The organism is Streptomyces sp. bgisy027, assembly GCF_057710365.1.
On record NZ_JBYIVZ010000003.1, the window covers coordinates 74,651 to 97,622 of the forward strand.

Consider the following 22,972-nt stretch of genomic DNA (forward strand, 5'->3'; position numbering starts at 1 on the left):
CACCATGAATGGGCGTGAGGCTCAGTCATGCCCCCTGACTTCCCAACAAGGAGGCGCAGCATGCGCTTCAGACACAGAGCCGTGGCGGGGTTCGCGACCCTGCTGCTTCCGCTGGCGGGCCTGGTCGGCCTCGCGAGCCCGGCCGAAGCCGCGACATCCGCCACCGCCACCTACGCCAAGACCCAGGACTGGGGCTCCGGCTTCGAGGGCAAGTGGACGGTGAAGAACACCGGCACCACGTCCCTCAGCTCCTGGACCGTCGAGTGGGACTTCCCCTCCGGCACCTCCGTCACCTCCGCCTGGGACGCCGACGTCACCTCCTCCGGCACCCACTGGACCGCCAAGAACAAGTCCTGGAACGGCACCCTCGCCCCCGGCGCGTCCGTCTCCTTCGGCTTCAACGGCGCCGGCTCCGGCTCCCCCGCCAACTGCAAGCTCAACGGCGGCAGTTGTGACGGCGGCACCACGGAGCCCGGCGACAGCGCCCCCAGCGCCCCCGGCACTCCGAGCGCCTCCGACATCACCAACACCTCGGTGAAGCTGTCCTGGAGCGCCGCCACCGACGACAAGGGCATCAAGAACTACGACGTCCTGCGCGACGGCGCCAAGGTCGCCACCGTGACCACGACGTCGTACTCCGACACCGGCCTGACCGCCGGCACCGACTACTCCTACACCGTCCAGGCCCGCGACACCGCCGACCAGACCGGCCCGGTCAGCGGCGCCCGCGCGGTGCGCACCACCGGCGGCACCACCGACCCGCCGCCCACCGGCGACAAGGTCAAGCTCGGCTACTTCACCGAGTGGGGCGTCTACGGCCGCAACTACCACGTCAAGAACCTGGTGACCTCCGGCTCCGCGTCGAAGATCACGCACATCAACTACGCGTTCGGCAACGTCAAGAACGGTCAGTGCACCGTCGACGACACCTACGCCGCCTACGACAAGGCCTACACCGCCGACCAGTCCGTCAGCGGCACCGCCGACACCTGGGACCAGCCGCTGCGCGGCAACTTCAACCAGCTGCGGCAGCTGAAGGCCAAGTACCCGCACATCAAGATCCTGTACTCCTTCGGCGGCTGGACCTACTCCGGCGGCTTCGGCCAGGCGGCGCAGAACGCGGCCGCGTTCGCGAAGTCCTGCAAGTCCGTGGTCGAGGACCCGCGCTGGGCCGATGTCTTCGACGGCATCGACATCGACTGGGAGTACCCCAACGCCTGCGGCCTGACCTGCGACACCTCCGGCCCCGCGGCCTTCAAGAACCTGATGTCCGCGCTGCGCACGGAGTTCGGCCCGAACTACCTGGTCACCGCGGCCATCACCGCCGACGGCTCCTCCGGCGGCAAGATCGACGCGGCCGACTACGGCGGCGCCTCCCAGTACCTCGACTGGTACAACGTGATGACGTACGACTACTTCGGCGCCTTCAACGCGCAGGGCCCGACCGCGCCGCACTCGCCGCTCACGTCGTACGCCGGCATCCCGCAGGCGGGCTTCAACTCCGCCGACGCCATCGCCAAGCTCAAGTCCAAGGGCGTCGCGTCCAAGAAGCTGCTGCTCGGCATCGGCTTCTACGGCCGCGGCTGGACCGGCGTCACCCAGGCCGCCCCCGGCGGCACGGCGACCGGAGCCGCGCCCGGCACCTACGAGGCCGGCATCGAGGACTACAAGGTCCTGAAGAACTCCTGCCCGGCGAACGGCACCATCGCCGGCACCGCGTACGCCTACTGCGGCAACAACTGGTGGTCCTACGACACCCCGTCGACGATCGCCGGGAAGATGTCGTGGGCCAAGAACCAGGGCCTGGGCGGCGCGTTCTTCTGGGAGTTCAGCGGCGACACCGCGGGCGGTGAGCTGGTGACCGCCATCAACAACGGGCTCAACTAGTACTCAACCAGCAGGTGAACTAAGCGACATTGACGCGCTGACCGGGCGGGGCTGCCTCAAGCCACGCGAGAAAACCGGTCAGCGCGTCTTCGCTCATGGCGAGTTCGAGACGCGTGCCCCGGTGCAGACAGGTGAGGATCACGGCGTCGGAGAGCAGCGCCAGTTCCTCCTCGCCGTCGGGCAGCCGGCGGCCGGCCACCTCGATCGCGGAGCGCTCCAGGATGCGGCGCGGGCGATAGGCGTAGGAGAAGACGCGGTACCACTCGATGCGGTCGCCGTTGTAGCGGGCGACGCCGTAGCTCCAGCCCTTGCCGCTGGTGTCGGTCTTCTCCGGCACGTCCCAGCGCAGCGAACAGTCGAAAGTGCCGCCCGAGCGCTGGATGAGTCTGCGGCGCAGGCCGAAGACGAACAACCCCAGCACCACAAGGGCGACGACGATTCCGCACACAGTCAGAGCGAGGACCATCGGCACCGACCTCCTCGTCTCCTAGGTAACGGAACGGAAAAAACTTCCATATCTGCCACAGCCGCGACCGGCACCGGATTGCTCCGGTCCCAGCCGCGGCTGAGTGACGTCATCGCGTGCGCTCCCCCAGAGCCTAGACGGCCCGGAAGGTGACCCCGGGGGTCAGCGCGCCGTCGCCGCCCGCAGGCGGACCTCCGCGCGGCGCTCGGCGGACGCGTCGTCGGCCGACTTCGCGCGCTCCAGCGCCCGCTCCGCGCGCTGGACGTCGATCTCGTCCGACAGTTCGGCGATCTCGGCCAGCAGCGACAGCTTGTCGTCCGCGAACGAGATGAAACCGCCGTGCACTGCGGCGATGACGGTCCCGCCATCACTCGTACGGATGGTCACCGGGCCCGACTCCAGCACACCGAGCAGCGGCTGGTGACCGGGCATGACGCCGATGTCGCCGGACGTGGTGCGCGCGACGACCAGGGTGGCCTGGCCCGACCAGACCTCACGGTCGGCGGCGACCATCGCGACGTGCAGCTCAGCAGCCAAGGTGGCTCCTCGGGTCACCACCCGGCGGTTGTGCCGGGTGTTGGTTACAAGTCTAGTAGGCATGGAAGAGGGGGCGGGACGTGCCCCGCCCCCTCACCACAAGAGCTCAATGGCTCACGAAGACCGGTGCGTCAGGAGACGCCCAGTTCCTTCGCGTTCTTCTTGAGGTCCTCGAGACCACCGCACATGAAGAACGCCTGCTCCGGGAAGTGGTCGAACTCACCGTCGCAGATCGCGTTGAACGCGGTGATCGACTCGTCCAGCGGCACGTCGGAGCCGTCCACACCGGTGAACTGCTTGGCGACGTGGGTGTTCTGGGACAGGAAGCGCTCGACGCGGCGGGCACGCTGGACGACCAGCTTGTCCTCCTCGCTGAGCTCGTCGATACCGAGGATCGCGATGATGTCCTGGAGGTCCTTGTACTTCTGGAGGATCCCCTTGACGCGCATGGCGGTGTTGTAGTGGTCCTGCGCGATGTAGCGCGGGTCCAGGATCCGGGACGTGGAGTCCAGCGGGTCCACGGCCGGGTAGATGCCCTTCTCGGAGATCGGACGGGACAGAACCGTCGTCGCGTCGAGGTGGGCGAAGGTGGTGGCCGGGGCCGGGTCGGTCAGGTCGTCCGCGGGGACGTAGATCGCCTGCATCGAGGTGATCGAGTGACCACGGGTCGAGGTGATGCGCTCCTGAAGGAGGCCCATCTCGTCGGCCAGGTTCGGCTGGTAGCCCACCGCGGAGGGCATACGGCCGAGCAGGGTCGACACCTCGGAACCGGCCTGCGTGAAGCGGAAGATGTTGTCGATGAAGAACAGCACGTCCTGCTTCTGCACATCGCGGAAGTACTCCGCCATGGTCAGACCGGCCAGGGCCACGCGCAGACGGGTGCCCGGGGGCTCGTCCATCTGACCGAAGACCAGCGCGGTCTTGTCGATGACGCCCGACTCGCTCATCTCGTCGATGAGGTCGTTGCCCTCACGGGTGCGCTCACCGACACCGGCGAACACCGACACACCGTCGTGGTTGTTGGCGACGCGGTAGATCATCTCCTGGATGAGCACCGTCTTGCCGACGCCGGCACCGCCGAACAGACCGATCTTGCCGCCCTTGACGTACGGGGTCAGCAGGTCGATGACCTTGACGCCGGTCTCGAACATCTCGGTCTTCGACTCGAGCTCGTCGAAGTTCGGGGCCTTGCGGTGGATGGACCAGCGCTCGCCGTCGTACTTCTCGTCGACGTTCAGCACCTCACCGAGGGTGTTGAACACCTTGCCCTTGGTGAAGTCGCCGACCGGGACGGTGATGCCGTCGCCGGTGTCGACGACCGGGGCCTGGCGGACCAGACCGTCGGTCGGCTGCATGGAGATGGTGCGGACCAGGCCGTCACCCAGGTGCTGGGCGACCTCCAGGGTCAGCGTCTTCTTCGCGCCGGCGTTGGCCGGGTCGGCCACCTCGACGTGAAGGGCGTTGTAGATGTCGGGCATCGCGTCGACGGGGAACTCCACGTCGACGACCGGGCCGATGACCCGGGCGACGCGGCCCGTGGCAACGGCCGTCTCAACTGTCGTCGTCATTACCTGTCACTCCCCGCGGTCGCGTCGGCCAGGGCTGCGGAGCCACCGACGATCTCGCTGATTTCCTGGGTGATTTCGGCCTGGCGGGCCGCGTTGGCAAGTCGGGAGAGCGTGGTGATGAGCTCTCCGGCGTTGTCGGTGGCCGACTTCATCGCGCGGCGCGTGGCGGCGTGCTTGGAGGCAGCCGACTGGAGCAGCGCGTTGTAGATACGGCTCTCGACGTAGCGCGGCAGCAGGGCGTCGAGGACGTCCTCCGCCGAGGGCTCGAAGTCGAACAGCGGAAGGATCTCGCCCTTCGGCGCCTCCTCCGCGATCGCTTCGAGGCTGAGCGGCAGCATGCGGGCGTCGAGGGCCTGCTGCGTCATCATCGACACGAACTCGGTGTAGACGATGTGGAGCTCGTCCACGCCGCCCTCGGCCGTGTCCCTCTCGATGGCCTCGATCAGCGGGCCCGCGACCTTCTTCGCGTCCGCGTACGTGGGCTCGTCGGTGAAGCCCGACCACGACTCCACGACCTTGCGCTCGCGGAAGTTGTAGTGGGCCAGACCGCGGCGGCCGACGATGTACGTGTCGACCTCCTTGCCCTCGGCCTCGAGACGCTCGGTCAGCAGCTCCGCCGCCTTGATGGCGTTGGAGTTGAAGGCACCGGCCAGACCACGGTCGCTCGTCAGGAGCAGCACCGCGGACCGCGTGACCGTCTCGGCCTGCGTGGTCAGCGGGTGCTTGGTGTTCGAGCCGGTACCGACCGCCGTTACCGCGCGGGTGAGCTCGGTCGCGTACGGCGTGGAGGCCGCCACCTTGCGCTGCGCCTTGACGACGCGCGAGGCGGCGATCATCTCCATCGCCTTCGTGATCTTCTTGGTCGCGGTGACGGATCGGATGCGACGCTTGTAGACCCGGAGCTGGGCTCCCATGAGTCAGGTCCCTTCCTTACGTCACTTGGAGACGCTGGTCGCCTTCGGAGCGGCCGTAGCGTCCTCCCCGAGCAGCTTGCCGTCAGCGGTCTCGAACTGCTTCTTGAACTCCGCGATGGCGTCGGCGACGGCCGTCAGCGTGTCGTCGGACATCTTGCCGCCCTCCTTGATGGAGGTCATGAGGCCCTGCTCCTTGCGGTGCAGGTACTCCAGGAGCTCCTTCTCGAAGCGGCGGATGTCGGCGACCGGCACCTCGTCCATCTTGCCGGTGGTGCCCGCCCACACGGAGACGACCTGGTCCTCGGTGGACATCGGCTCGTACTGGGCCTGCTTCAGCAGCTCGACCATGCGCTGACCGCGCTCCAGCTGCGCCTTCGACGCGGCGTCCAGGTCGGAACCGAAGGCGGCGAACGCCTCCAGCTCACGGAACTGGGCGAGGTCCACGCGCAGACGGCCGGAGACCTGCTTCATCGCCTTGTGCTGCGCGGAACCACCGACTCGGGAGACGGAGATACCGACGTTCAGCGCGGGGCGCTGACCGGCGTTGAACAGGTCCGACTCCAGGAAGCACTGGCCGTCGGTGATGGAGATGACGTTGGTCGGGATGAACGCCGAGACGTCGTTGGCCTTGGTCTCGACGATCGGCAGACCGGTCATCGAACCGGCGCCCATGTCGTCGGAGAGCTTCGCGCAGCGCTCCAGCAGACGGGAGTGCAGGTAGAAGACGTCGCCCGGGTAGGCCTCACGGCCCGGCGGGCGGCGCAGCAGCAGGGACACGGCGCGGTAGGCGTCGGCCTGCTTCGAGAGGTCGTCGAAGATGATGAGGACGTGCTTGCCCTCGTACATCCACTGCTGGCCGATGGCCGAACCGGTGTACGGCGCCAGGTACTTGAAGCCGGCCGGGTCGGACGCCGGGGCGGCGACGATGGTCGTGTACTCCAGCGCGCCGTTCTCCTCCAGCGCGCCACGGACCGACGCGATCGTCGAGCCCTTCTGGCCGATGGCGACGTAGACGCAGCGGACCTGCTTGTTCGGGTCGCCGGTGCGCCAGTTGTCACGCTGGTTGATGATCGTGTCGACGGCCAGCGCGGTCTTGCCGGTCTGGCGGTCGCCGATGATCAGCTGACGCTGACCACGGCCGATCGGGGTCATCGCGTCGACGGCCTTGTAGCCGGTCTCCATCGGCTCGTGCACCGACTTGCGCTGCATGACCGTGGGGGCCTGCAGCTCAAGGGCGCGGCGGCCGGACGTCTCGATCTCGCCGAGGCCGTCGATCGGGTTGCCGAGCGGGTCGACGACACGGCCGAGGTAGCCCTCGCCGACGGCCACGGAGAGAACCTCACCGGTGCGCTGCACCGGCTGCCCCTCCTCGATGCCGCTGAACTCACCGAGGACGATGGCACCGATCTCGCGCTCCTCGAGGTTGAGGGCGAGGCCGAGGGTGCCGTCCTCGAACTTCAGCAGTTCGTTGGCCATGGCCGAGGGAAGACCCTCGACCTTCGCGATGCCGTCGCCGGCAAGGGTGACCGTACCGACCTCCTCGCGCGAGGCCGCGTCCGGCTTGTACGACTGGACGAAGTTCTCCAGCGCGTCCCGGATCTCCTCCGGCCGGATCGTGAGCTCCGCCATCTGGGTTCCCTGCTCTCCTTGTTGGGCCCGAAGTTTCACTTTGGGGGGATGGGGACTCCCCCCTGAACGAGGTGAATCCTCTGCACGGCCCAACATGGGCCGTCGTAAGTACGTACTGCTATGAAGTTTGGTGCTAGCTCGCCAGTCGGCGGCCGGCGTCCTCGATGCGGTCCGCGAGGGAGCCGTTGATGACCTCGTCGCCGACCTGCACCCGGATACCGCCGACGACCTCGGGGTCCACGTCGATGTTGAGGTGCATGGTGTGGCCGTAGAACTTTCCGAGAGCGGCGCCGAGGCGTCGCTTCTGCGTGTCGCTCAGCGGCACCGCCGTGGTCACGACGGCCACCAGGCGCTCCCGGCGCTCGGCGGCGAGCTTGGACAGGGACTCCAGTCCCGACTCCAGGCTACGTCCACGCGGCGCGGTCACAAGACGCGTCACCAGACGCTCGGTCGTCGCCTTCGCCCGGCCGCCGAGCAGGCTGCGCAGCAGCTCGCGCTTGGCCGAGGTGGCGGCGGCGCGGTCGGTGAGCGCGGCTCGCAGCTCGGTGCTCGAGGAGACGATCCGGCCGAACCGGAACAGCTCGTCCTCGACGTCGTCGAGCGTGCCCGCCCTCTGCGCGGCCGTGAGGTCGGCGGTGTCCGCCAGCTCCTCCAGCGCGTCCACCAGGTCGCGGGACTGCGACCAGCGGGAGCGCACCATGCCGGCCAGCAGGTCAGCGGCCTCGCCGCCGACCTGGCCGGCGAGCAGGCGCTGGGCCAGCTCGGCCTTGGCCTCGCCGGCCTGCGCCGGGTCGGTCAGGACCCGACGCAGCGACACCTCGCGGTCGAGCAGCGCGGTGACGGCGGCCAGCTCGTCGGCGAGCCGGCCGGCGTCGACGGACGTGTTGTCCGTCAGCGCGTCGAGTCGCTCGCGTGCGGCTGCCAGGGCCTCGCGGCTCGCTCCGTTCATCGTCCGGCCTCGGCCTTCTCCTCGAGCTCGTCGAGGAAGCGGTCGATGACGCGGCTCTGCCGGGCGTGGTCCTCGAGGGACTCGCCGACGAGCTTGCCGGCCAGGTCGGTGGCAAGCTTGCCGACGTCCTGGCGCAGCGCGGACGCGGCGGCCTTGCGGTCGGCCTCGATCTGGGCGTGACCGGCGGCGACGATCTCCTCGCGCTGCCGCTGGCCTTCCGCGCGCATCTCCGCGATGAGCGTGGCGCCCTGCTCCTGCGCCTCCTGGCGCAGACGCGCGGCCTCGTGCCGGGCCTCGGCGAGCTGGGCCTTGTACTGCTCCAGAACGCTCTGTGCCTCGGTCTGGGCGGCCTCGGCCTTCTCGATACCGCCCTCGATGGCCTCGCGGCGCTCTTCCAGAACCTTGTTGATGTTCGGGAGGAGCTTCTTGGCGAGGAAGCCGAAGACGATGACGAAGGCGAGCAGGCCGATGACAAGCTCAGGGATCGGCGGGACGAGGGGATTCTCCCCCTCGCTCGCCGCGATGAGCAACTGGCTCATGTGAGTGCCTTTCGTCTAGTCGGCTGGACTGGTGTGGTGGATCAGTAGCCGTAGACGAACGGCATGACCAGACCGATCAGCGCGAGCGCCTCACAGAAGGCGAAGCCGAGGATCTGGTTGGCACGGATCAGGCCGGCGGCCTCGGGCTGACGGGCAAGCGCCTGGGTGCCGTTACCGAAGATGATGCCGACGCCGACGCCGGGGCCGATCGCGGCGAGGCCGTAACCGATGGAGCCGAGGGAGCCTTCGACAGCAGCAAGGGTCTGGGACATGCCAGTTCTTCCTTTTCTTTACGGACCGGTGGGGGTTGGCCACCGGACGAATTGTGGAGGTGAAAAAGGGGCGGTGGCTCAGTGGTGCTCGGCGAGAGCGCCCTGGATGTAGGTGCACGTCAGCAGGACGAACACGTACGCCTGCAGGGCCTGGATGAACAGCTCGAAGGCGGTCATCACGATGACCATCACGAACGAGACACCCGCGTAGGCGATGCCGAAGCCGTTCAGCATGTACCAGCTGGCGATCGTGAAGAGCAGCAGCAGGGTGTGACCGGCGAACATGTTCGCGAAGAGTCGCACGGCGTGGGTGAACGGCCGGATCAGCAGATTCGAGAAGAGCTCGATCAGCATGGCCAGCGGGAGCACCGCACCGAGCGACTTGTCGTAGCCGGTGACGTTCTTCCAGAAGCCGACGAAGCCGTGCCGCTTGAAGGTCAGGGACACCCAGAGGATGTAGACAATCAGCGCCAGGACCAGCGGGTACGAGATGATCGAGGTGACGGGGAACTGGGCGATCGGAATGATCGACCACAGGTTCAGCATCCAGACGAAGAAGAAGAGCGAGACGACGAGCGGTACGTACTTCTCGCCTTCCTTCTTGCCGATGGTCTCGTAGACGACACCGCGCCGGATGAAGTCGTAGCCCGCCTCGGCGACCATCTGGAGCTTGCCCGGGACCACCTGGGGCCTGCGGAACGCGGCCCAGAAGAAGCCCACGATGATGATCGAGCCGAGCAGCGCCAGCAGCATCGTCTTGTTGAAGTACAGGTTGCTGTCGCCGTCACCCCACAGGGGCTGGAACATGAACGAGTGCAGGCCCGGAGAGACCACGGCGAAGCCACACCCGTCGAAAAGGTGGCAGTCGGTCTCGAAGGCGAGCACCTGCGTCGGGTCAGCACTCACCGCGGGCTCCTTCAGCGTGGCGCATAGGTACGGCAACCTCGTTGTGTCGGCGCGGCGCGCAGCCGCGGTTCGGCACGGGACTGGTGTTACGGATGTGGGGGCGGCTGTGGGGCATCTCGCCTCGCGATTGAGCAGGCGTCAGCTCGGATGCCCGCGCCCGCGATGCCGCAGTTGGCACCGGACGATAGCAGGACTTCTCCAGCCCCTTTATCCCGCCCCTACCTCTCACGACGAGTGGCCCGTCTTTTCGGACTTGCCGTCCTTCGCGGAGGCGTCCGAATCGGGTTCGACGTAGAGGATCTTGGCCTTCATGTGGGCACGCGTCTGCATGGCGATCCACACGAGGGTGGTGCCGAGCAGTGTGAACGCGAAGACCCGCGGGTTGAACAGCGTCGTGTTCTTGAACGCGGCCATGAAGATGAACAGCAGCAGGATCTGCGCCGCGTACAGCATCAGACCCATGGCCTGGAACAGATGCGGAAGCGATTTGGCAGTGCGCTGAAGTACGTAGAGGCCGAGCCCCATGAAAAGGATCACGACCAGCGTCGCGACGACCGCCCCGATCGCTCCATTGCCACCGGCGACCACACCACTGACGACGGCGGCGACAGCGCCGGCGACGGCTGTGGGCACAGCGGCCTGGAGCAGGGTGCGGGCGTCATTGGACGGCATGGCGGCAACTCCGCTTTCACGGTGGGGGCAGGGTGTCGTCATGGACGAGCGTAGTCCCGGGCTGAGAGAGAACCTCACGCCGGGTGGACCGTCGCACTTCGGTCCTTCGACTCTGTCCCGGGTTCTCGTGAACCGTATCACAAACTATTTGATGAGGTCTTTACCTGAGAGGTGTGCCTACTGTCACACATGAGAGTGAAGGTGCGCGTCTGTGCAGGAACGCTGCCGACTTGTCTGGTATTGGGGTGCTTCGCTCCCCCATGACTTGGCAATGCTCTAGTCAGATTCTTACCTTGGGGCTTCTCTCAACTTGACCGTCAGCGCGACGTTCCGGCTTTACGCCGGTCCAGAGGCCGCGAACGAGCGCCCATTGCGGTCGATCCGTTGACGCGGGAGACCCCGGCGGCGACCGGAGTGCGCGGCTGCTCCTCGGACTCGGCCGTCGCGGTCTGCGGTGTGGCCGCCGCGGGCTCGGCGACGGCCCCGCCCCGGCGGTAGCGGGGCGGCACGAAGGCCTCGGCCCAGCGGGGGGCACGCGGTGTGAAGCGCGGCAGGAGCAGCAGGACCAGGCCGATGAAGCTGAGGAACACCACGCCGAGCACGATCCACATCGACGCCGAGTTCACGGAGTAGGCGAGTGCGCCGAAGGCGATCAGCGCCGACCAGAAGTACATGATCAGCACCGCGCGGCTGTGGGAGTGGCCGATCTCCAGCAGCCGGTGGTGCAGATGCCCGCGGTCGGCGGCGAACGGCGACTGACCGCGCCAGGTGCGGCGCACGATCGCCAGCACCAGGTCGGCGGCCGGGATCGCGATGATCGTCAGCGGCAGCAGCAGCGGGATGTAGACCGGCACCGTCTGGTGCACGGCCGCCTTCTCGGAGCCGGCGAACAGCTTCAGCGCGTCCGGGTCGACCTGACCTGTGATGGAGATCGCGCCCGCGGCGAGGACCAGGCCGATCAGCATCGAGCCGGAGTCGCCCATGAAGATGCGCGCGGGATGCATGTTGTGCGGCAGGAAGCCCAGGCACATGCCCATCAGGATCGCCGAGAACAGGGTGGCCGGGGCGGCGGCCTCGATGCCGTACGACACCCAGACGCGGTAGGCGTAGAGGAAGAACGCGGCCGACGCGATGCAGACCATGCCGGCCGCGAGGCCGTCCAGGCCGTCGACGAAGTTGACCGCGTTGATGGTGATGACGACGAGGGCGACGGTGAGCAGGGTGCCCTGCCACTGGGTCAGCGCGACGTTGCCGACGCTGGGGATGGGCAGCCACAGGATCGTCAGACCCTGCATGACCATGACGCCGGCGGCGATCATCTGGCCGCCCAGCTTGATCAGGGCGTCGATCTCGAACTTGTCGTCCAGGACGCCGATCAGCCAGATGAGCGCCGCTCCGGAGAGCAGCGCCCGCGGTTCGTTCGACTTCTCGAAGACGGTACTGAGGTTGGTGAGGTGGTCGGCGACCAGCAGGCCCGCGCACAGGCCGAAGAACATGGCGATACCGCCGAGCCGCGGAGTGGGTTCACGGTGCACGTCACGTGCCCGGATCTCCGGCATCGCTCCGGCCACGATCGCGAACTTACGTACCGGCCCTGTCAGCAGATACGTCACCGCGGCCGTGATGCAGAGCGTCAGCAGGTATTCACGCACGGGCTTCCCCACAAGTCTCGCTGGCCATCTCAGCCCCACACACTAGCGACGTACGCATACGCGACGCATATGTGTGGGGACTTCCGGGTAGCGACGATGGTTGCACGCGTGGCTGTGTGCTCGACTGCGTCTACCCCGCCTCAGCCGGGATACGGCGGAAATCTACCGGTGAGCTCCCGCACTTCTTCACGGGCCTTCTGGCTTTCCCTCTCGCCCCGCAGCACTCCCGCCAGCAGTGCCGCGAGCCACACCATCTCCTCCTCCCCCATGCCCTGGGTGGTCACTGCCGCGGTGCCCAGGCGCAGGCCGCGGGCGTCGCCGTGCGGCAGCGCGCAGCAGTCCAGCACCACTCCGGCCGCCGCGAGCCGGCCGCGCGCAGCACGGCCGTCCACGCCGAGGGGCGCGGGGTCGGCGGTGATCAGGTGGGTGTCGGTCCCGCCCGTGGTGACGACGAAGCCCTCCTCGGCGAGGTGGGCCGCCAGGGTGCGCGCGTTGGCCACCACCTGATGGGCGTACACCGCGAACGCCGGCGTCGCCGCCTCGCCGAAGGCGACGGCCTTCGCGGCGATGGTGTGCATCTGGGCGCCGCCCTGGGTGAACGGGAAGACGGCGCGGTCCACGCGCTCGGCCAGGTCCGCGCCGCACAGGATCATCCCGCCGCGCGGGCCGCGCAGCACCTTGTGGGTGGTGGCGCACACCACGTCGGCGTACGGCACCGGACTCGGCGCCGCTCCCCCGGCGACGAGCCCCATGGGATGGGCGGCGTCGGCGATGAGATGGGCGCCCACCTCGTCGGCGATGTCACGGAAGACGGCGTAGTCGATGTGGCGCGGATAGGCGATGGACCCGCACACCAGGGCCTTGGGGCGGTGATTGCGGGCGAGGGTGCGCACCTGGTCGTGGTCGATGAGGCCGGTCTCGGCGTCGACCCCGTAGCCGACGAAGTCGAACCAGCGGCCGGAGAAGTTCGCGGGCGAGCCGTGGGTGAGGTGTCCGCCGTAGGGCAGGCCGAGGGCGAGGACGGTGTCGCCGGGGCGCAGCAGGGCGGCGTACGCGGCGAGGACGGCCGAAGACCCGGAGTGGGACTGCACGTTGGCGTGCTCGGCGCCGAACAGTGCCTTGGCCCGCTCCACGGCCAGCCGCTCGGCGGCGTCGACCATCTCGCATCCGCCGTGGTACCGGTCGCCCGGGTAGCCCTCGGCGTACTTGTTGGCCAGTGGCGATCCGAGGGCGGCCAGCACGGCGGGCGAGGTGAAGTTCTCCGCTGCGATGAGCTGGAGCGTCGTCGACTGCCGGTCGAGCTCCCCCAGCAGGATGTCGGCGAGCTGGGGGTCCTGACGGCGCAGGACATCGGCCTCGAGGGCAGGGGTGACCGACATGGTGGGCTCCGGGCGTGCGTCGGCGGTGACGTACGTCCAATGTAGGCCCGGCGCGCCCCGGGCGCCCGGCTGTCACGTCCTCGCGGGTACTCCCGTGAGCGCGGTCACCACCGGATCCAGTGCCTCGTGTATCTCCTCGCCCACCGAGCGGAAGAACGTCAGCGGCGCCCCGTACGGGTCGTACACCTCGTCCGCCTCGGCCGTCGGCGCCAGCAGCCACCCGCGTAGAGCCGCCGCCGCGCGCACCAGGGCGCGTGCGCGCTGGACCACGCCGTCCTCCAGGGGAGGCAGCGTCGCGGGGTCTATGGCGCGGACCAGGCGGGTGAACTCCTTCAGCGTGAAGGTGCGCAGGCCCGCCGAATGGCCCATGGAGATGACCTGGGCGCGGTGGTCGCGGGTGGCCGTGAGGACCAGGTCGGCCATGATGACGTGCTCGTCGAGGAGCTCGCGGCCGACGAAACCGGAGGCGTCCGCGCCGAAGTCGGCGAGGACCGTCTCCGCGTTGGACTCCATGGCCGCGCCCTCGTGGCCCCAGGTGCCCGCGCTCTCCACGATCAGCGAGCCGCCGAGCACACCGAGCCGCTGCGTCACGAAATGACGGGTCAGCCGCTCGGTGATCGGCGAGCGGCACACGTTGCCGGTGCTGACGTGGAGGATGCGGAAGCTGTCGCGCGGCAGTCCCACGAAGGTGGTCGTGATCTCCGCCGCGCTTTCCCCGTTGCCTATGCCACGCCCCGCCTCAGGGGCTGTCAATTCGCCACCTCGAGGTCGGGTACGACCTTCCGCAGATCCTCCGCCGAGAGGGCACCCGCGCGCAGCAGCAGCGGCACCTCGCGCGTGACGTCGACGATGGACGACGGGACGTTGCCCGGGGTCGGGCCGCCGTCGAGGTACACCGAGACGGAGTCGCCGAGCATCTCCTGCGCGGCGTCACAGTCCTCCGGCGCCGGGTGTCCGGTGAGGTTCGCCGAGGAGACGGCCATCGGGCCGACCTCGGTCAGCAGCTCGATGGCGACCGGGTGCAGTGGCATGCGCACGGCAACCGTGCCCCGGGTGTCACCGAGGTCCCACTGCAGGGACGGCTGGTGCTTGGCGACCAGCGTGAGCGCGCCCGGCCAGAACGCGTCGACCAGCTCCCAGGCCAGCTCGGAGAAGTCGGTGACGAGACCGTGGAGCGTGTTCGGGGAGCCGATCAGGACAGGGGTGGGCATGTTGCGGCCCCGTCCCTTGGCCTCCAGCAGATCGCCGACGGCCTCCTTGGTGAACGCGTCGGCGCCGATGCCGTACACCGTGTCGGTCGGAAGGACCACGAGCTCGCCACGGCGGACGGCGGACGCGGCCTCACGCAGACCGGTCGTGCGGTCGGTCGCGTCGTTGGTGTCGTATCGCCGTGCCATATCTAGCGGGCCTCCTCGTACACGAAGTACACGTGCTTCCGGGAAAGAGTCTGCGGGGCGGTCACGGCAGCGCCTTGCGGGCCGTCGCGAACCGGGGGCGGTTGTTGAGGTCGGGGTGGTCGGCCGCGTCGGCCCAGCCACGCTCCTCGGTGAAGATCCACGGCACCTGACCGCCCTGGGTGTCGGCGTGCTCGATGACCACGACGCCGCCGGGCCGCAGGAGACGGTGTGCCGTCCGCTCCAGGCCGCGGATGAGGTCGAGGCCGTCCTCGCCGGAGAACAGGGCGAGATCGGGATCGTAGTCCCGCGCCTCCGGAGCGACGTACTCCCATTCCGTGAGCGGGATGTAGGGCGGGTTGGAGATGACCAGGTCGACCTGGCCGTCGAGGTCGCAGAAGGCGTCCAGGGCGTTGCCCTGGCGCAGGTCGACGCGCGAGCCCTCCACGTTCTTGCGCGTCCACACCAGGGCGTCCTCGGACAGCTCCACGGCGTGCACGCGCGAGCGCGGGACCTCCTGGGCGAGGGCGAGCGCGATGGCGCCCGAGCCGGTGCACAGGTCGACGATGCAGGGCTCGACGACGTCCATCGCGCGCACCGCGTCTATGGCCCAGCCGACCACCGACTCGGTCTCGGGCCGCGGCACGAACACGCCCGGCCCGACTTGGAGTTCGAGATAGCGGAAGTACGCACGCCCGGTGATGTGCTGGAGCGGCTCGCGCTGCTCACGGCGGGCGATGACCTCCCAGTAGCGGGCGTCGAAGTCCGCGTCCTTCACGGAGTGCAGCTCGCCGCGCTTCACGCCGTGCACGAACGCGGCGAGCTCCTCCGCATCGGTGCGCGGCGAGGGCACGCCGGCGTCCGCCAGCCGCTGGGTGGCCTGTGCCACCTCCGCGAGCAGCACGCTGCGGGGGCTTGGGGTCCGCCCCCCGATGAATTGCTGCACGCAAGTCCTCCGTGTCGTACTCGTCCGTGCGTACGTCCGTCCCCTACGCCCTTACGCGGCCGCCAGCTTCGCCGCCGAGTCCGCGTCGACGCAGGCCTGGATCACCGCGTCGAGGTCGCCGTCCAGGACCTGGTCCAGGTTGTACGCCTTGAAGCCGACGCGGTGGTCCGAGATGCGATTCTCCGGGAAGTTGTAGGTACGGATCTTCTCGGAGCGGTCGACGGTGCGGACCTGGCTGCGGCGGGCGTCGGCGGCCTCCTTCTCGGCCTCCTCCTGCGCCGCTGCGAGCAGCCTGGAGCGCAGGATACGCATCGCCTGCTCCTTGTTCTGGAGCTGGCTCTTCTCGTTCTGGCAGGAGGCGACGACTCCGGTCGGAATGTGCGTGATGCGCACGGCGGAGTCGGTGGTGTTGACGGACTGGCCACCCGGGCCTGACGACCGGTACACGTCGATGCGGAGGTCGTTCGGGTTGATCTCGACGTCGATCTCCTCGGCCTCGGGCGTGACGAGCACACCGGCCGCGGAGGTGTGGATACGGCCCTGCGACTCGGTCGCCGGCACCCGCTGCACGCGGTGCACCCCGCCCTCGTACTTCAGCCGGGCCCAGACGCCCTGGCCGGGCTCCGTGGCGCCCTGGCCGCCCTTGGTCTTCACGGCGACCTGAACGTCCTTGTAGCCGCCCAGCTCGGACTCGGTGGCGTCGATGATCTCGGTCTTCCAGCCGACGCGCTCGGCGTACCGCAGGTACATGCGCAGCAGGTCACCCGCGAACAGCGCGGACTCGTCACCGCCGGCGCCCGCCTTGATCTCCAGAATGACGTCCTTGTCGTCACTCGGGTCACGCGGGACGAGCAGGAGGCGCAGCTTCTCGGTCAGTTCCTCGCGCTGCTTGTCCAGTTCCTTGACCTCGGCCGCGAAGTCCGGGTCGTCGGCGGCGAGTTCCTTCGCCGTCTCGATGTCGTCGCCGGTCTGCTTCCAGGAGCGGTACGTGGCGACGATCGGGGTGAGCTCGGCGTAGCGCTTGTTCAGCTTGCGCGCGTTCGCCTGGTCGGCGTGCACCGAAGGGTCGGCGAGCTTCGTCTCCAGGTCGGCGTGCTCAGCGACCAGTTCCTCGACGGCCTCGAACATCTTGGGCTCCTGTGTGAAATACGTCTGTGAAGGGCGGGCGACCAAAAACGCCGGTCCCGGCGCGCCTGAGACAGGGCGCGGCCGTGGACCGGCGGATTGGAGCTCGCTACTTCTTGGAGCCGGCAGCAGCCTTGCCGAAGCGGGCCTCGAAGCGGGCCACACGGCCACCGGTGTCGAGGATCTTCTGCTTGCCCGTGTAGAACGGGTGGCACTCGGAGCAGACCTCGGCACGGATGGTGCCGCTGGCGATCGTGCTACGGGTGGTGAACGACGCGCCGCAGGTGCAGCTGACCTGCGTCTCGACGTACTCGGGGTGGATGTCGCGCTTCAAGGTGTCTCCTAGTTTCGGGAGGGCGCCGGGTCGCCGCCGCGGGATGCGGAGACGTGAACCGGAGCCGACGTACCAGTCTGCCAGGACTGGGGCCATCCCCCAAAACCGGGGGCCGCTCCGATCTATTCCGTCGGCGATTCCGTCGCGGACACGACACCGCCGGCGTCGCCCTGGGCCGTGCCCTCGGTCGCCGCCTTCGGGATCGGCCTGTCGTTCTTCAGGGCCGTCCAGACCTGCTCGGCCTTCCCCTCCGCGACGATCACGCGGTTCGGGTCCGCCGGGTCGTACCGGACCGGCATGGTGACCATGGTCATGTTCTTGGAGCTGATGCCCTTGAGGCCATTGGCGAAGGACATGAGCTTGTTGACCGAGCCGAGGTCGGAGTCGGTGGTGACCGTCTTGGTGGCGGTGTTGGCGAGGTCGTACAGCCGCTTGGGGTTGCCGAAGAGGTTGATCTCCTTCATCTGCTCCAGCAGCGCCTTGACGAAGGCCTGCTGCAGCTGGATACGGCCGAGGTCGGAGCCGTCGCCCACGCCGTGCCGGGTGCGGACCAGCCCGAGGGCCTGCTCGCCGTCGAGCTGGTGGGTGCCGGCCTTGAGATCGAGGTGGCTGTCGGGGTCCTTGATGTCCTTGGTGGTGGTGACCTCGACACCGCCGAGCTCGTCGATCAGCTTCTGGAAGCCGGAGAAGTCGACCTCGAGATAGTGGTCCATGCGGATGCCGGTGACGGACTCGACGGTCTTCACGGTGCAGGCGGCGCCGCCCGTGGAGTACGCCTCGTTGAACATCACGCCGGACGCCGCGTCGTGGGTGTCGCCGTCGGTGTCGGTGCACTGGGGGCGGTCGATGAGGGTGTCGCGCGGGATCGAGACCACGCTGGCCTTCTTGTGGCCCTCGTAGACGTGCAGGATCATCGCCGTGTCCGAGCGCGCGCTGCCGTCGTCGGCGCCCCCGCCGAGCTTCTTGTTGCTGCCGGAGCGGGTGTCCGAGCCGAGGACGAGGATGTTCTCCGAGCCGTTGTCGACCTTCTGCGGCCGGTCGGTGCCGAGGGCCTGGTCGATGTCGACGCTCTTGAGGTTGCCGTTGAGCTTGAAGTAGAGGTACCCGGCGCCGGTTCCGCCCAGGACCACGATCCCGGCGGCCGTCCAGGCCATGATCCGCAGGCCCTTGCGCTTCTCGCGGGGCTTGCGGCGGCGGCCCTTGGCGCGGTGGCGCGGGCCGTTGGTCCCGTTCTCGCCCGGTATGCCGGGCTCCGGCGTGCTCTCGGCGGACACTCTGCTCCTCGGTTCTCGTCCGGTCGGTTACCCCCTGCTGTCAGGGTCAGGCATGGCCAAAAGGCCCTTACCGCACCATCGTCACCCCGTCCGGTCAGACGGGGAAACCCGGGAAAGGGTTGCACAACGGACTGTGCCCACCGCCTGGAAGGCGATGGGCACAGAGCGTCTCCGTTCAATCGAGGAACACCGTGCTCACCTGCGGGTTCAGCCCCAGATGTCGTACTGCTCGAAATCGGTACCGACCGAGATCCTTGTGGCAAAGATCTCGCTCGTCGCCTTTCCGGTGCCCTTGTAGAGATAGAGGGTGCCGTCGGGCTTCCGGGCCAGGAAGTCGGCCCGGCCGTCGCCGGTGATGTCGCCGACCGCGTCGAAGGCGTTGTACGTCGTGTTGCTCCAGGTACGCACCTTGATCCGCGTGGAGAACGCACCCGTACCGGACTTTCCGGTGCCCTTGTACAGGTACACGTAGCCGGTGCTCTTGTTGCGGGCGATCAGGTCGGCCCTGCCGTCACCGTTGAAGTCACCGTGGCCGCGCACGGAGTTGTACTGGTTCCATCCGGAGCCGACCTTCACGCGGGTGCCGAAGTAGCCGTTGCCCTTGCCCGGATAGATCCACAGGTAGCCCGCCGAATCGACCGAGAGCAGGTCGGGCAGGTAGTCACCGGTGACATCACCCGGCGTGACGATGCGGGTGCGGCTGGCCCAGTTGTCGGCGAGCTTCCTCGTGGACCAGGTGCCGGTCGAGATCACGTAGTGCGTCCAGAACAGGTCCCCGTCGGAGCTCCGCCGGTACACCAGGTCCTGGTAGCCGTCCCGGTCGAGGTCGGTCTGCAGGACCAGGTTGACGCCCTTCCAGCTGCCCCAGGACTGCCGCGCGCCGAACGAGGTGCCCTTGGAGTCCTTCGCGTACCCCGTGTAGGTGGACCGGTTGCGCACCCACAGGTCGGCCCGGTGGTCACCGCTGATGTTGGTGTCCTCGATGCGCGGGTAGGCGGCACCGACGTAGGAGGCGACCTTGGCGAACACGCTGTACGCGCCCTTGGCGACGCAGTCCTGCACGCCCCAGGAGACGACACCCGCGATACGGCCGTTCACCACGAGCGGCCCGCCGGAGTCGCCGTTGCAGGCGGCGACGGTGCCGGTGTCGCTGCCGGTGGCCGGCTTGCCCGCGCAGACCATGTGGCCCTTGACGAAGTCGCTGCCGTAGAAGCCCGAGCACGTGGTGTCGGACTGGATCGGCAGCGTCGCCGACTTCAGCGACTGCGAGATGTCCTGGCTGGTGGAGCTGGTACGGCCCCAGCCGTAGACCTTGGCGCTCGTGCCGGCGGCGTACGAGGCGGTGTCGCCGGACGTCGTCATGCGGATCGGCGTCGCCTTGACCGGGTTGGCCAGCGTGATCACGGCGATGTCGTTGTCGATCGTCGTCGCGCTGTACGACGGGTGGTTCCACTGCCGGTACGGCAGCGAGACCGTGCCGCCGTGCAGGTCGCTGTTGCCTGCGTCGTCGGTGGTCGGCAGCTGGTTGGTGCCGGTGACGACGGCGCCGTAGCGGTACCAGTCGTAGCCCTTGACGCAGTGCGCGGCGGTGAGGATCTTCGTCGGCGCGACGACGGCGCCGCCGCAGAAGAAGCCCGTGTCGTCGGCCTCGTCGGCGGTGCCCTGGTCGTCGTAGTACCAGAGCTGCGCCATCCAGGGCGCCGAGGTGATGCTGGTGGTGGTGCCGCCGATGACCAGGGGGCTCACGGTGGAGTCATCGGAGCCGTCGGTCGTGCTCGCGCCGAACGACGACTTCTTCGCCGTCTCCCCCGCGGTGTCGTCCCCCTGGACGGCACCGGCGACGCGCCGCTCCAGCTCGGCGAGCGAGGCCGAGGCGGTGGCGGGCTTGACGGTGGGCCTGGGCAGGGCGGTCGCGGCCCCCGCGGACGAGGTCAGCAGCGCGCCGGCGACGGCCGCGGCGAGGCCGGCGGCGGCCACGGGCAGCCCGAAACGTATCCGGCGTCTGTGACGACCGCTGCCGGACGGATTGGTGGTCAAGAAGGTCCCCCCAGAGACACGAGAAGCAGGAAGGGGCGCACAGGTACGCCCGCTCCTCTCTGCGCCAAAAGGCCGCCCCACGTCACTGATATGACGTGGGGCGGCCTCAACGCCCGCCAGGGGCGCGGGCGGTATTCGATGTGCGGCTCCGCCGCGTGGGCGCGATCAGCCATGGACGGCCCGCGGCCGAAGTACAACGGTGGTCCTTCGGCTCTCGCAGCGGAGCGTCTAGTCGCCGTTGCCGGGGGTCGGCGTCGTCTTCTGGATCTGCATCAGGAACTCGACGTTCGACTTCGTCTGCTTCATCTTGTCGAGCAGCAGCTCGATCGCCTGCTGCTGGTCGAGCGCGTGCAGCACCCGGCGCAGCTTCCAGACGACCGCGAGCTCCTCGTTGCCGAGCAGGATCTCTTCCTTGCGGGTACCGGACGCGTCGACGTCCACCGCCGGGAAGATGCGCTTGTCGGCGAGCTTGCGGTCGAGCTTGAGCTCCATGTTGCCGGTGCCCTTGAACTCCTCGAAGATCACCTCGTCCATGCGGGACCCGGTGTCCACCAGGGCGGTGGCGAGGATGGTCAGCGAGCCGCCGTCCTCGATGTTGCGGGCCGCACCGAAGAAGCGCTTCGGCGGGTACAGGGCGGTCGAGTCGACACCACCGGACAGGATGCGGCCGGAGGCCGGGGCGGCGAGGTTGTACGCACGGCCCAGACGGGTGATCGAGTCGAGCAGCACGACGACGTCGTGGCCCAGCTCCACCAGGCGCTTCGCACGCTCGATGGCGAGCTCGGCGACCGTGGTGTGGTCCTCGGCCGGACGGTCGAAGGTCGAGGAGATGACCTCGCCCTTCACCGACCGCTGCATGTCGGTGACCTCTTCCGGACGCTCGTCGACGAGGACGACCATCAGGTGGCACTCGGGGTTGTTGTGCGTGATCGCGTTGGCGATCGCCTGCATGATCATGGTCTTGCCGGTCTTCGGCGGGGCCACGATCAGACCGCGCTGGCCCTTACCGATCGGCGACACCAGGTCGATGATGCGCGTGGTGAGGACGCCCGGGTCCGTCTCCAAGCGGAGGCGGTCCTGCGGGTAGAGCGGGGTGAGCTTGTTGAACTCCGGGCGGCCGCGGCCGTGTTCGGGCGCCATGCCGTTGACGGAGTCGAGGCGGACCAGCGCGTTGAACTTCTCGCGCCGCTCGCCTTCCTTGGGCTGACGGACCGCGCCGGTGATGTGGTCGCCCTTGCGCAGGCCGTTCTTGCGGACCTGGGCGAGGGAGACGTACACGTCGTTGGGGCCCGGCAGGTAGCCCGACGTACGGATGAAGGCGTAGTTGTCGAGGATGTCCAGGATGCCCGCGACCGGGATCAGGACGTCGTCCTCGGCGATCTGCGGCTCCTGCACGTCGTCACGGCCACGACGGCCACGACGGTCGCGGTAGCGGCCGCGACGGCCACGGCGGCCGCCCTCGAAGTCGTCGTCGTCCTGCGGGCCGTTGTCACGCTGGCGGTCCTGACGGCCACCGCCCTGCTGCTGGCCCTGCTGACGGTCCTGACGACCGCCGCCCTGCTGGTCGTCGCCCTTGCGACGGTCACCGCGGTCACGGTCGCGGCCGCGGTCACGGCGGTCACGACGACGGCCCTCGCCGCCGTCGGCGTCGCTCTTGGCGTCGCCCTGCGACTGCGCGGGCGTCTCGGCCTTCGGCTCGTTCCTGGCCTCGGCGGCGACGGTCTCCGGCGCGGCGGACGGGCTGCCCGCGTCCGCGGTGGCGCGACGACGACGGCGCTCGGCCGGCGCGTCCTCGTTCCCGTCGCGGGAGGGGCCGCCGGCCGGCTGGCCGGGAATCTCGATCTGCTGCTGGGCCACGGCCTTCTCGGCGGGGGCCTCAGCCGCCTTCTTCTCGGCGTCCTCGCCGGTGCGAGCCTTGGAGGTGGCGCGGCGCTTCGGCTTGGTCTCGGTGGCGGCCTCCGCCTTCGGGGCCGCGGCACCTCCCCCGGCCTGCGCCTCCTTGATGACCTCGATCAGCTGGCTCTTACGCATGCGCGCCGTGCCCCTGATGCCGAGGCCGGATGCGACCTGCTGAAGCTCGGCCAGCACCATGCCCTCGAGGCCGGTACCGCGGCGCCGCCGGGAGCCGGCGCCGCCGGCAGGCGCGGAGGCGTCCGTGGCGGGCGCGGCAGCGGTCTCCTCGACACGTGCGCCCATCAGATCGGTGGTGTCGCTCACGAAGGGTCCTTCCCTGGAGCGGACGTCGGCCTGTCTGGCTCGGCGACCGGTTGTGCTGTCCGGCTTAGGTCCTTGGTGTGTGGACCGCGCCGGGGCGGTGCTCCGCCCGAAACGGCGGAGAAATTTCTGGTGATGGCGGTTCCCTGAGCCGTGGCACTGAGTGTCGGTGTCATGCGGCTCGGTCGCGCCGGTTCCGGAGCGTGCCCGGCAAGTCGCTCAGTGCTCGTGTACGAGGTACTGCCCGCGTACGTCGTACGGAACACAGTGCGGCTTGG

At 68.7% G+C, this 22,972-nt stretch carries 21 protein-coding genes; 1 reads left to right on the forward strand and 20 read right to left on the reverse strand.

Going from position 1 to position 22,972, the window contains the following annotated elements:
- The first annotated feature begins 60 nt into the window (after window positions 1-60).
- A complete protein-coding gene (locus AC3ETA_RS04115) occupies window positions 61-1,887 on the forward strand; it encodes a glycosyl hydrolase family 18 protein (RefSeq protein ID WP_432191429.1) in 1,827 nt (608 codons plus the stop codon).
- 19 nt (window positions 1,888-1,906) lie between these two features.
- Here AC3ETA_RS04115 and AC3ETA_RS04120 read toward each other — a convergent pair whose 3' ends face one another.
- From AC3ETA_RS04120 to rho, 20 genes are all read right to left on the reverse strand, one after another.
- Entirely contained in the window at window positions 1,907-2,353 is a 447-nt protein-coding gene (locus AC3ETA_RS04120) for a DUF2550 domain-containing protein (RefSeq protein WP_380844583.1), read from the reverse strand.
- Window positions 2,354-2,515: 162 nt separating this feature from the next.
- A complete protein-coding gene (locus AC3ETA_RS04125; RefSeq protein WP_381462186.1) occupies window positions 2,516-2,890 on the reverse strand; it encodes a F0F1 ATP synthase subunit epsilon in 375 nt (124 codons plus the stop codon).
- A 131-nt stretch (window positions 2,891-3,021) separates the two neighbouring features.
- Window positions 3,022-4,458: a F0F1 ATP synthase subunit beta gene (gene atpD, locus AC3ETA_RS04130; RefSeq protein ID WP_432191430.1), complete on the reverse strand. Its 1,437-nt coding sequence runs from the start codon at window positions 4,456-4,458 to the stop codon at window positions 3,022-3,024.
- Window positions 4,458-5,372 carry a F0F1 ATP synthase subunit gamma gene (locus AC3ETA_RS04135; RefSeq protein WP_432191431.1) on the reverse strand — a complete coding sequence of 305 codons (915 nt, stop codon included), beginning with the start codon at window positions 5,370-5,372 and terminating at the stop codon, window positions 4,458-4,460. Before AC3ETA_RS04135 ends, atpD begins: the two co-directional genes overlap by 1 nt.
- Window positions 5,373-5,393: 21 nt before the next feature.
- On the reverse strand, window positions 5,394-7,001 hold the full coding sequence (gene atpA / locus AC3ETA_RS04140) for a F0F1 ATP synthase subunit alpha (protein WP_432191432.1): 1,608 nt from the start codon (window positions 6,999-7,001) through the stop codon (window positions 5,394-5,396).
- A gap of 133 nt (window positions 7,002-7,134) precedes the next feature.
- Window positions 7,135-7,950, reverse strand: a complete 816-nt coding sequence (locus AC3ETA_RS04145; protein ID WP_432191433.1) for a F0F1 ATP synthase subunit delta — start codon at window positions 7,948-7,950, stop codon at window positions 7,135-7,137.
- The gene (locus AC3ETA_RS04150) at window positions 7,947-8,489 is read right to left on the reverse strand and encodes a F0F1 ATP synthase subunit B (protein WP_380844601.1); all 543 of its coding nucleotides are present in this window, start codon (window positions 8,487-8,489) and stop codon (window positions 7,947-7,949) included. Before AC3ETA_RS04150 ends, AC3ETA_RS04145 begins: the two co-directional genes overlap by 4 nt.
- A 41-nt stretch (window positions 8,490-8,530) precedes the next feature.
- Window positions 8,531-8,761, reverse strand: coding sequence for an ATP synthase F0 subunit C (atpE, locus tag AC3ETA_RS04155; protein WP_009321656.1), 231 nt, complete (start codon window positions 8,759-8,761; stop codon window positions 8,531-8,533).
- A gap of 78 nt (window positions 8,762-8,839) precedes the next feature.
- Window positions 8,840-9,667, reverse strand: coding sequence for a F0F1 ATP synthase subunit A (gene atpB, locus AC3ETA_RS04160; RefSeq protein ID WP_432191434.1), 828 nt, complete (start codon window positions 9,665-9,667; stop codon window positions 8,840-8,842).
- Between the two features lie 225 nt (window positions 9,668-9,892).
- The gene (locus AC3ETA_RS04165) at window positions 9,893-10,339 is read right to left on the reverse strand and encodes a Cg1360 family ATP-synthase-associated protein (protein WP_432191435.1); all 447 of its coding nucleotides are present in this window, start codon (window positions 10,337-10,339) and stop codon (window positions 9,893-9,895) included.
- Window positions 10,340-10,656: 317 nt separating this feature from the next.
- Window positions 10,657-11,991, reverse strand: a complete 1,335-nt coding sequence (locus AC3ETA_RS04170; protein ID WP_432191436.1) for an MraY family glycosyltransferase — start codon at window positions 11,989-11,991, stop codon at window positions 10,657-10,659.
- 140 nt (window positions 11,992-12,131) lie between these two features.
- On the reverse strand, window positions 12,132-13,370 hold the full coding sequence (locus tag AC3ETA_RS04175) for a serine hydroxymethyltransferase (RefSeq protein WP_432191437.1): 1,239 nt from the start codon (window positions 13,368-13,370) through the stop codon (window positions 12,132-12,134).
- Between the two features lie 72 nt (window positions 13,371-13,442).
- The gene (locus tag AC3ETA_RS04180) at window positions 13,443-14,123 is read right to left on the reverse strand and encodes an arsenate reductase/protein-tyrosine-phosphatase family protein (protein WP_432191438.1); all 681 of its coding nucleotides are present in this window, start codon (window positions 14,121-14,123) and stop codon (window positions 13,443-13,445) included.
- The gene (locus AC3ETA_RS04185; RefSeq protein WP_030944961.1) at window positions 14,120-14,767 is read right to left on the reverse strand and encodes an L-threonylcarbamoyladenylate synthase; all 648 of its coding nucleotides are present in this window, start codon (window positions 14,765-14,767) and stop codon (window positions 14,120-14,122) included. The genes AC3ETA_RS04180 and AC3ETA_RS04185 overlap by 4 nt, the downstream gene beginning before the upstream one ends.
- Window positions 14,768-14,828: 61 nt before the next feature.
- The gene (prmC, locus tag AC3ETA_RS04190; RefSeq protein WP_432191605.1) at window positions 14,829-15,668 is read right to left on the reverse strand and encodes a peptide chain release factor N(5)-glutamine methyltransferase; all 840 of its coding nucleotides are present in this window, start codon (window positions 15,666-15,668) and stop codon (window positions 14,829-14,831) included.
- Between the two features lie 93 nt (window positions 15,669-15,761).
- Window positions 15,762-16,838, reverse strand: a complete 1,077-nt coding sequence (gene prfA / locus AC3ETA_RS04195) for a peptide chain release factor 1 (RefSeq protein WP_432191439.1) — start codon at window positions 16,836-16,838, stop codon at window positions 15,762-15,764.
- Window positions 16,839-16,944: 106 nt separating this feature from the next.
- Window positions 16,945-17,169 (reverse strand): 50S ribosomal protein L31, encoded by a 225-nt coding sequence (rpmE, locus tag AC3ETA_RS04200; RefSeq protein ID WP_030944953.1) that lies wholly within the window; start codon window positions 17,167-17,169, stop codon window positions 16,945-16,947.
- Between the two features lie 122 nt (window positions 17,170-17,291).
- On the reverse strand, window positions 17,292-18,443 hold the full coding sequence (locus tag AC3ETA_RS04205) for an LCP family protein (protein WP_432191440.1): 1,152 nt from the start codon (window positions 18,441-18,443) through the stop codon (window positions 17,292-17,294).
- A 207-nt stretch (window positions 18,444-18,650) separates the two neighbouring features.
- Window positions 18,651-20,438: a trypsin-like serine protease gene (locus AC3ETA_RS04210; protein WP_432191606.1), complete on the reverse strand. Its 1,788-nt coding sequence runs from the start codon at window positions 20,436-20,438 to the stop codon at window positions 18,651-18,653.
- Between the two features lie 270 nt (window positions 20,439-20,708).
- Complete coding sequence (gene rho, locus AC3ETA_RS04215) at window positions 20,709-22,697, reverse strand: transcription termination factor Rho (protein ID WP_432191441.1); 1,989 nt, start codon at window positions 22,695-22,697, stop codon at window positions 20,709-20,711.
- Window positions 22,698-22,972: the final 275 nt, after the last annotated feature.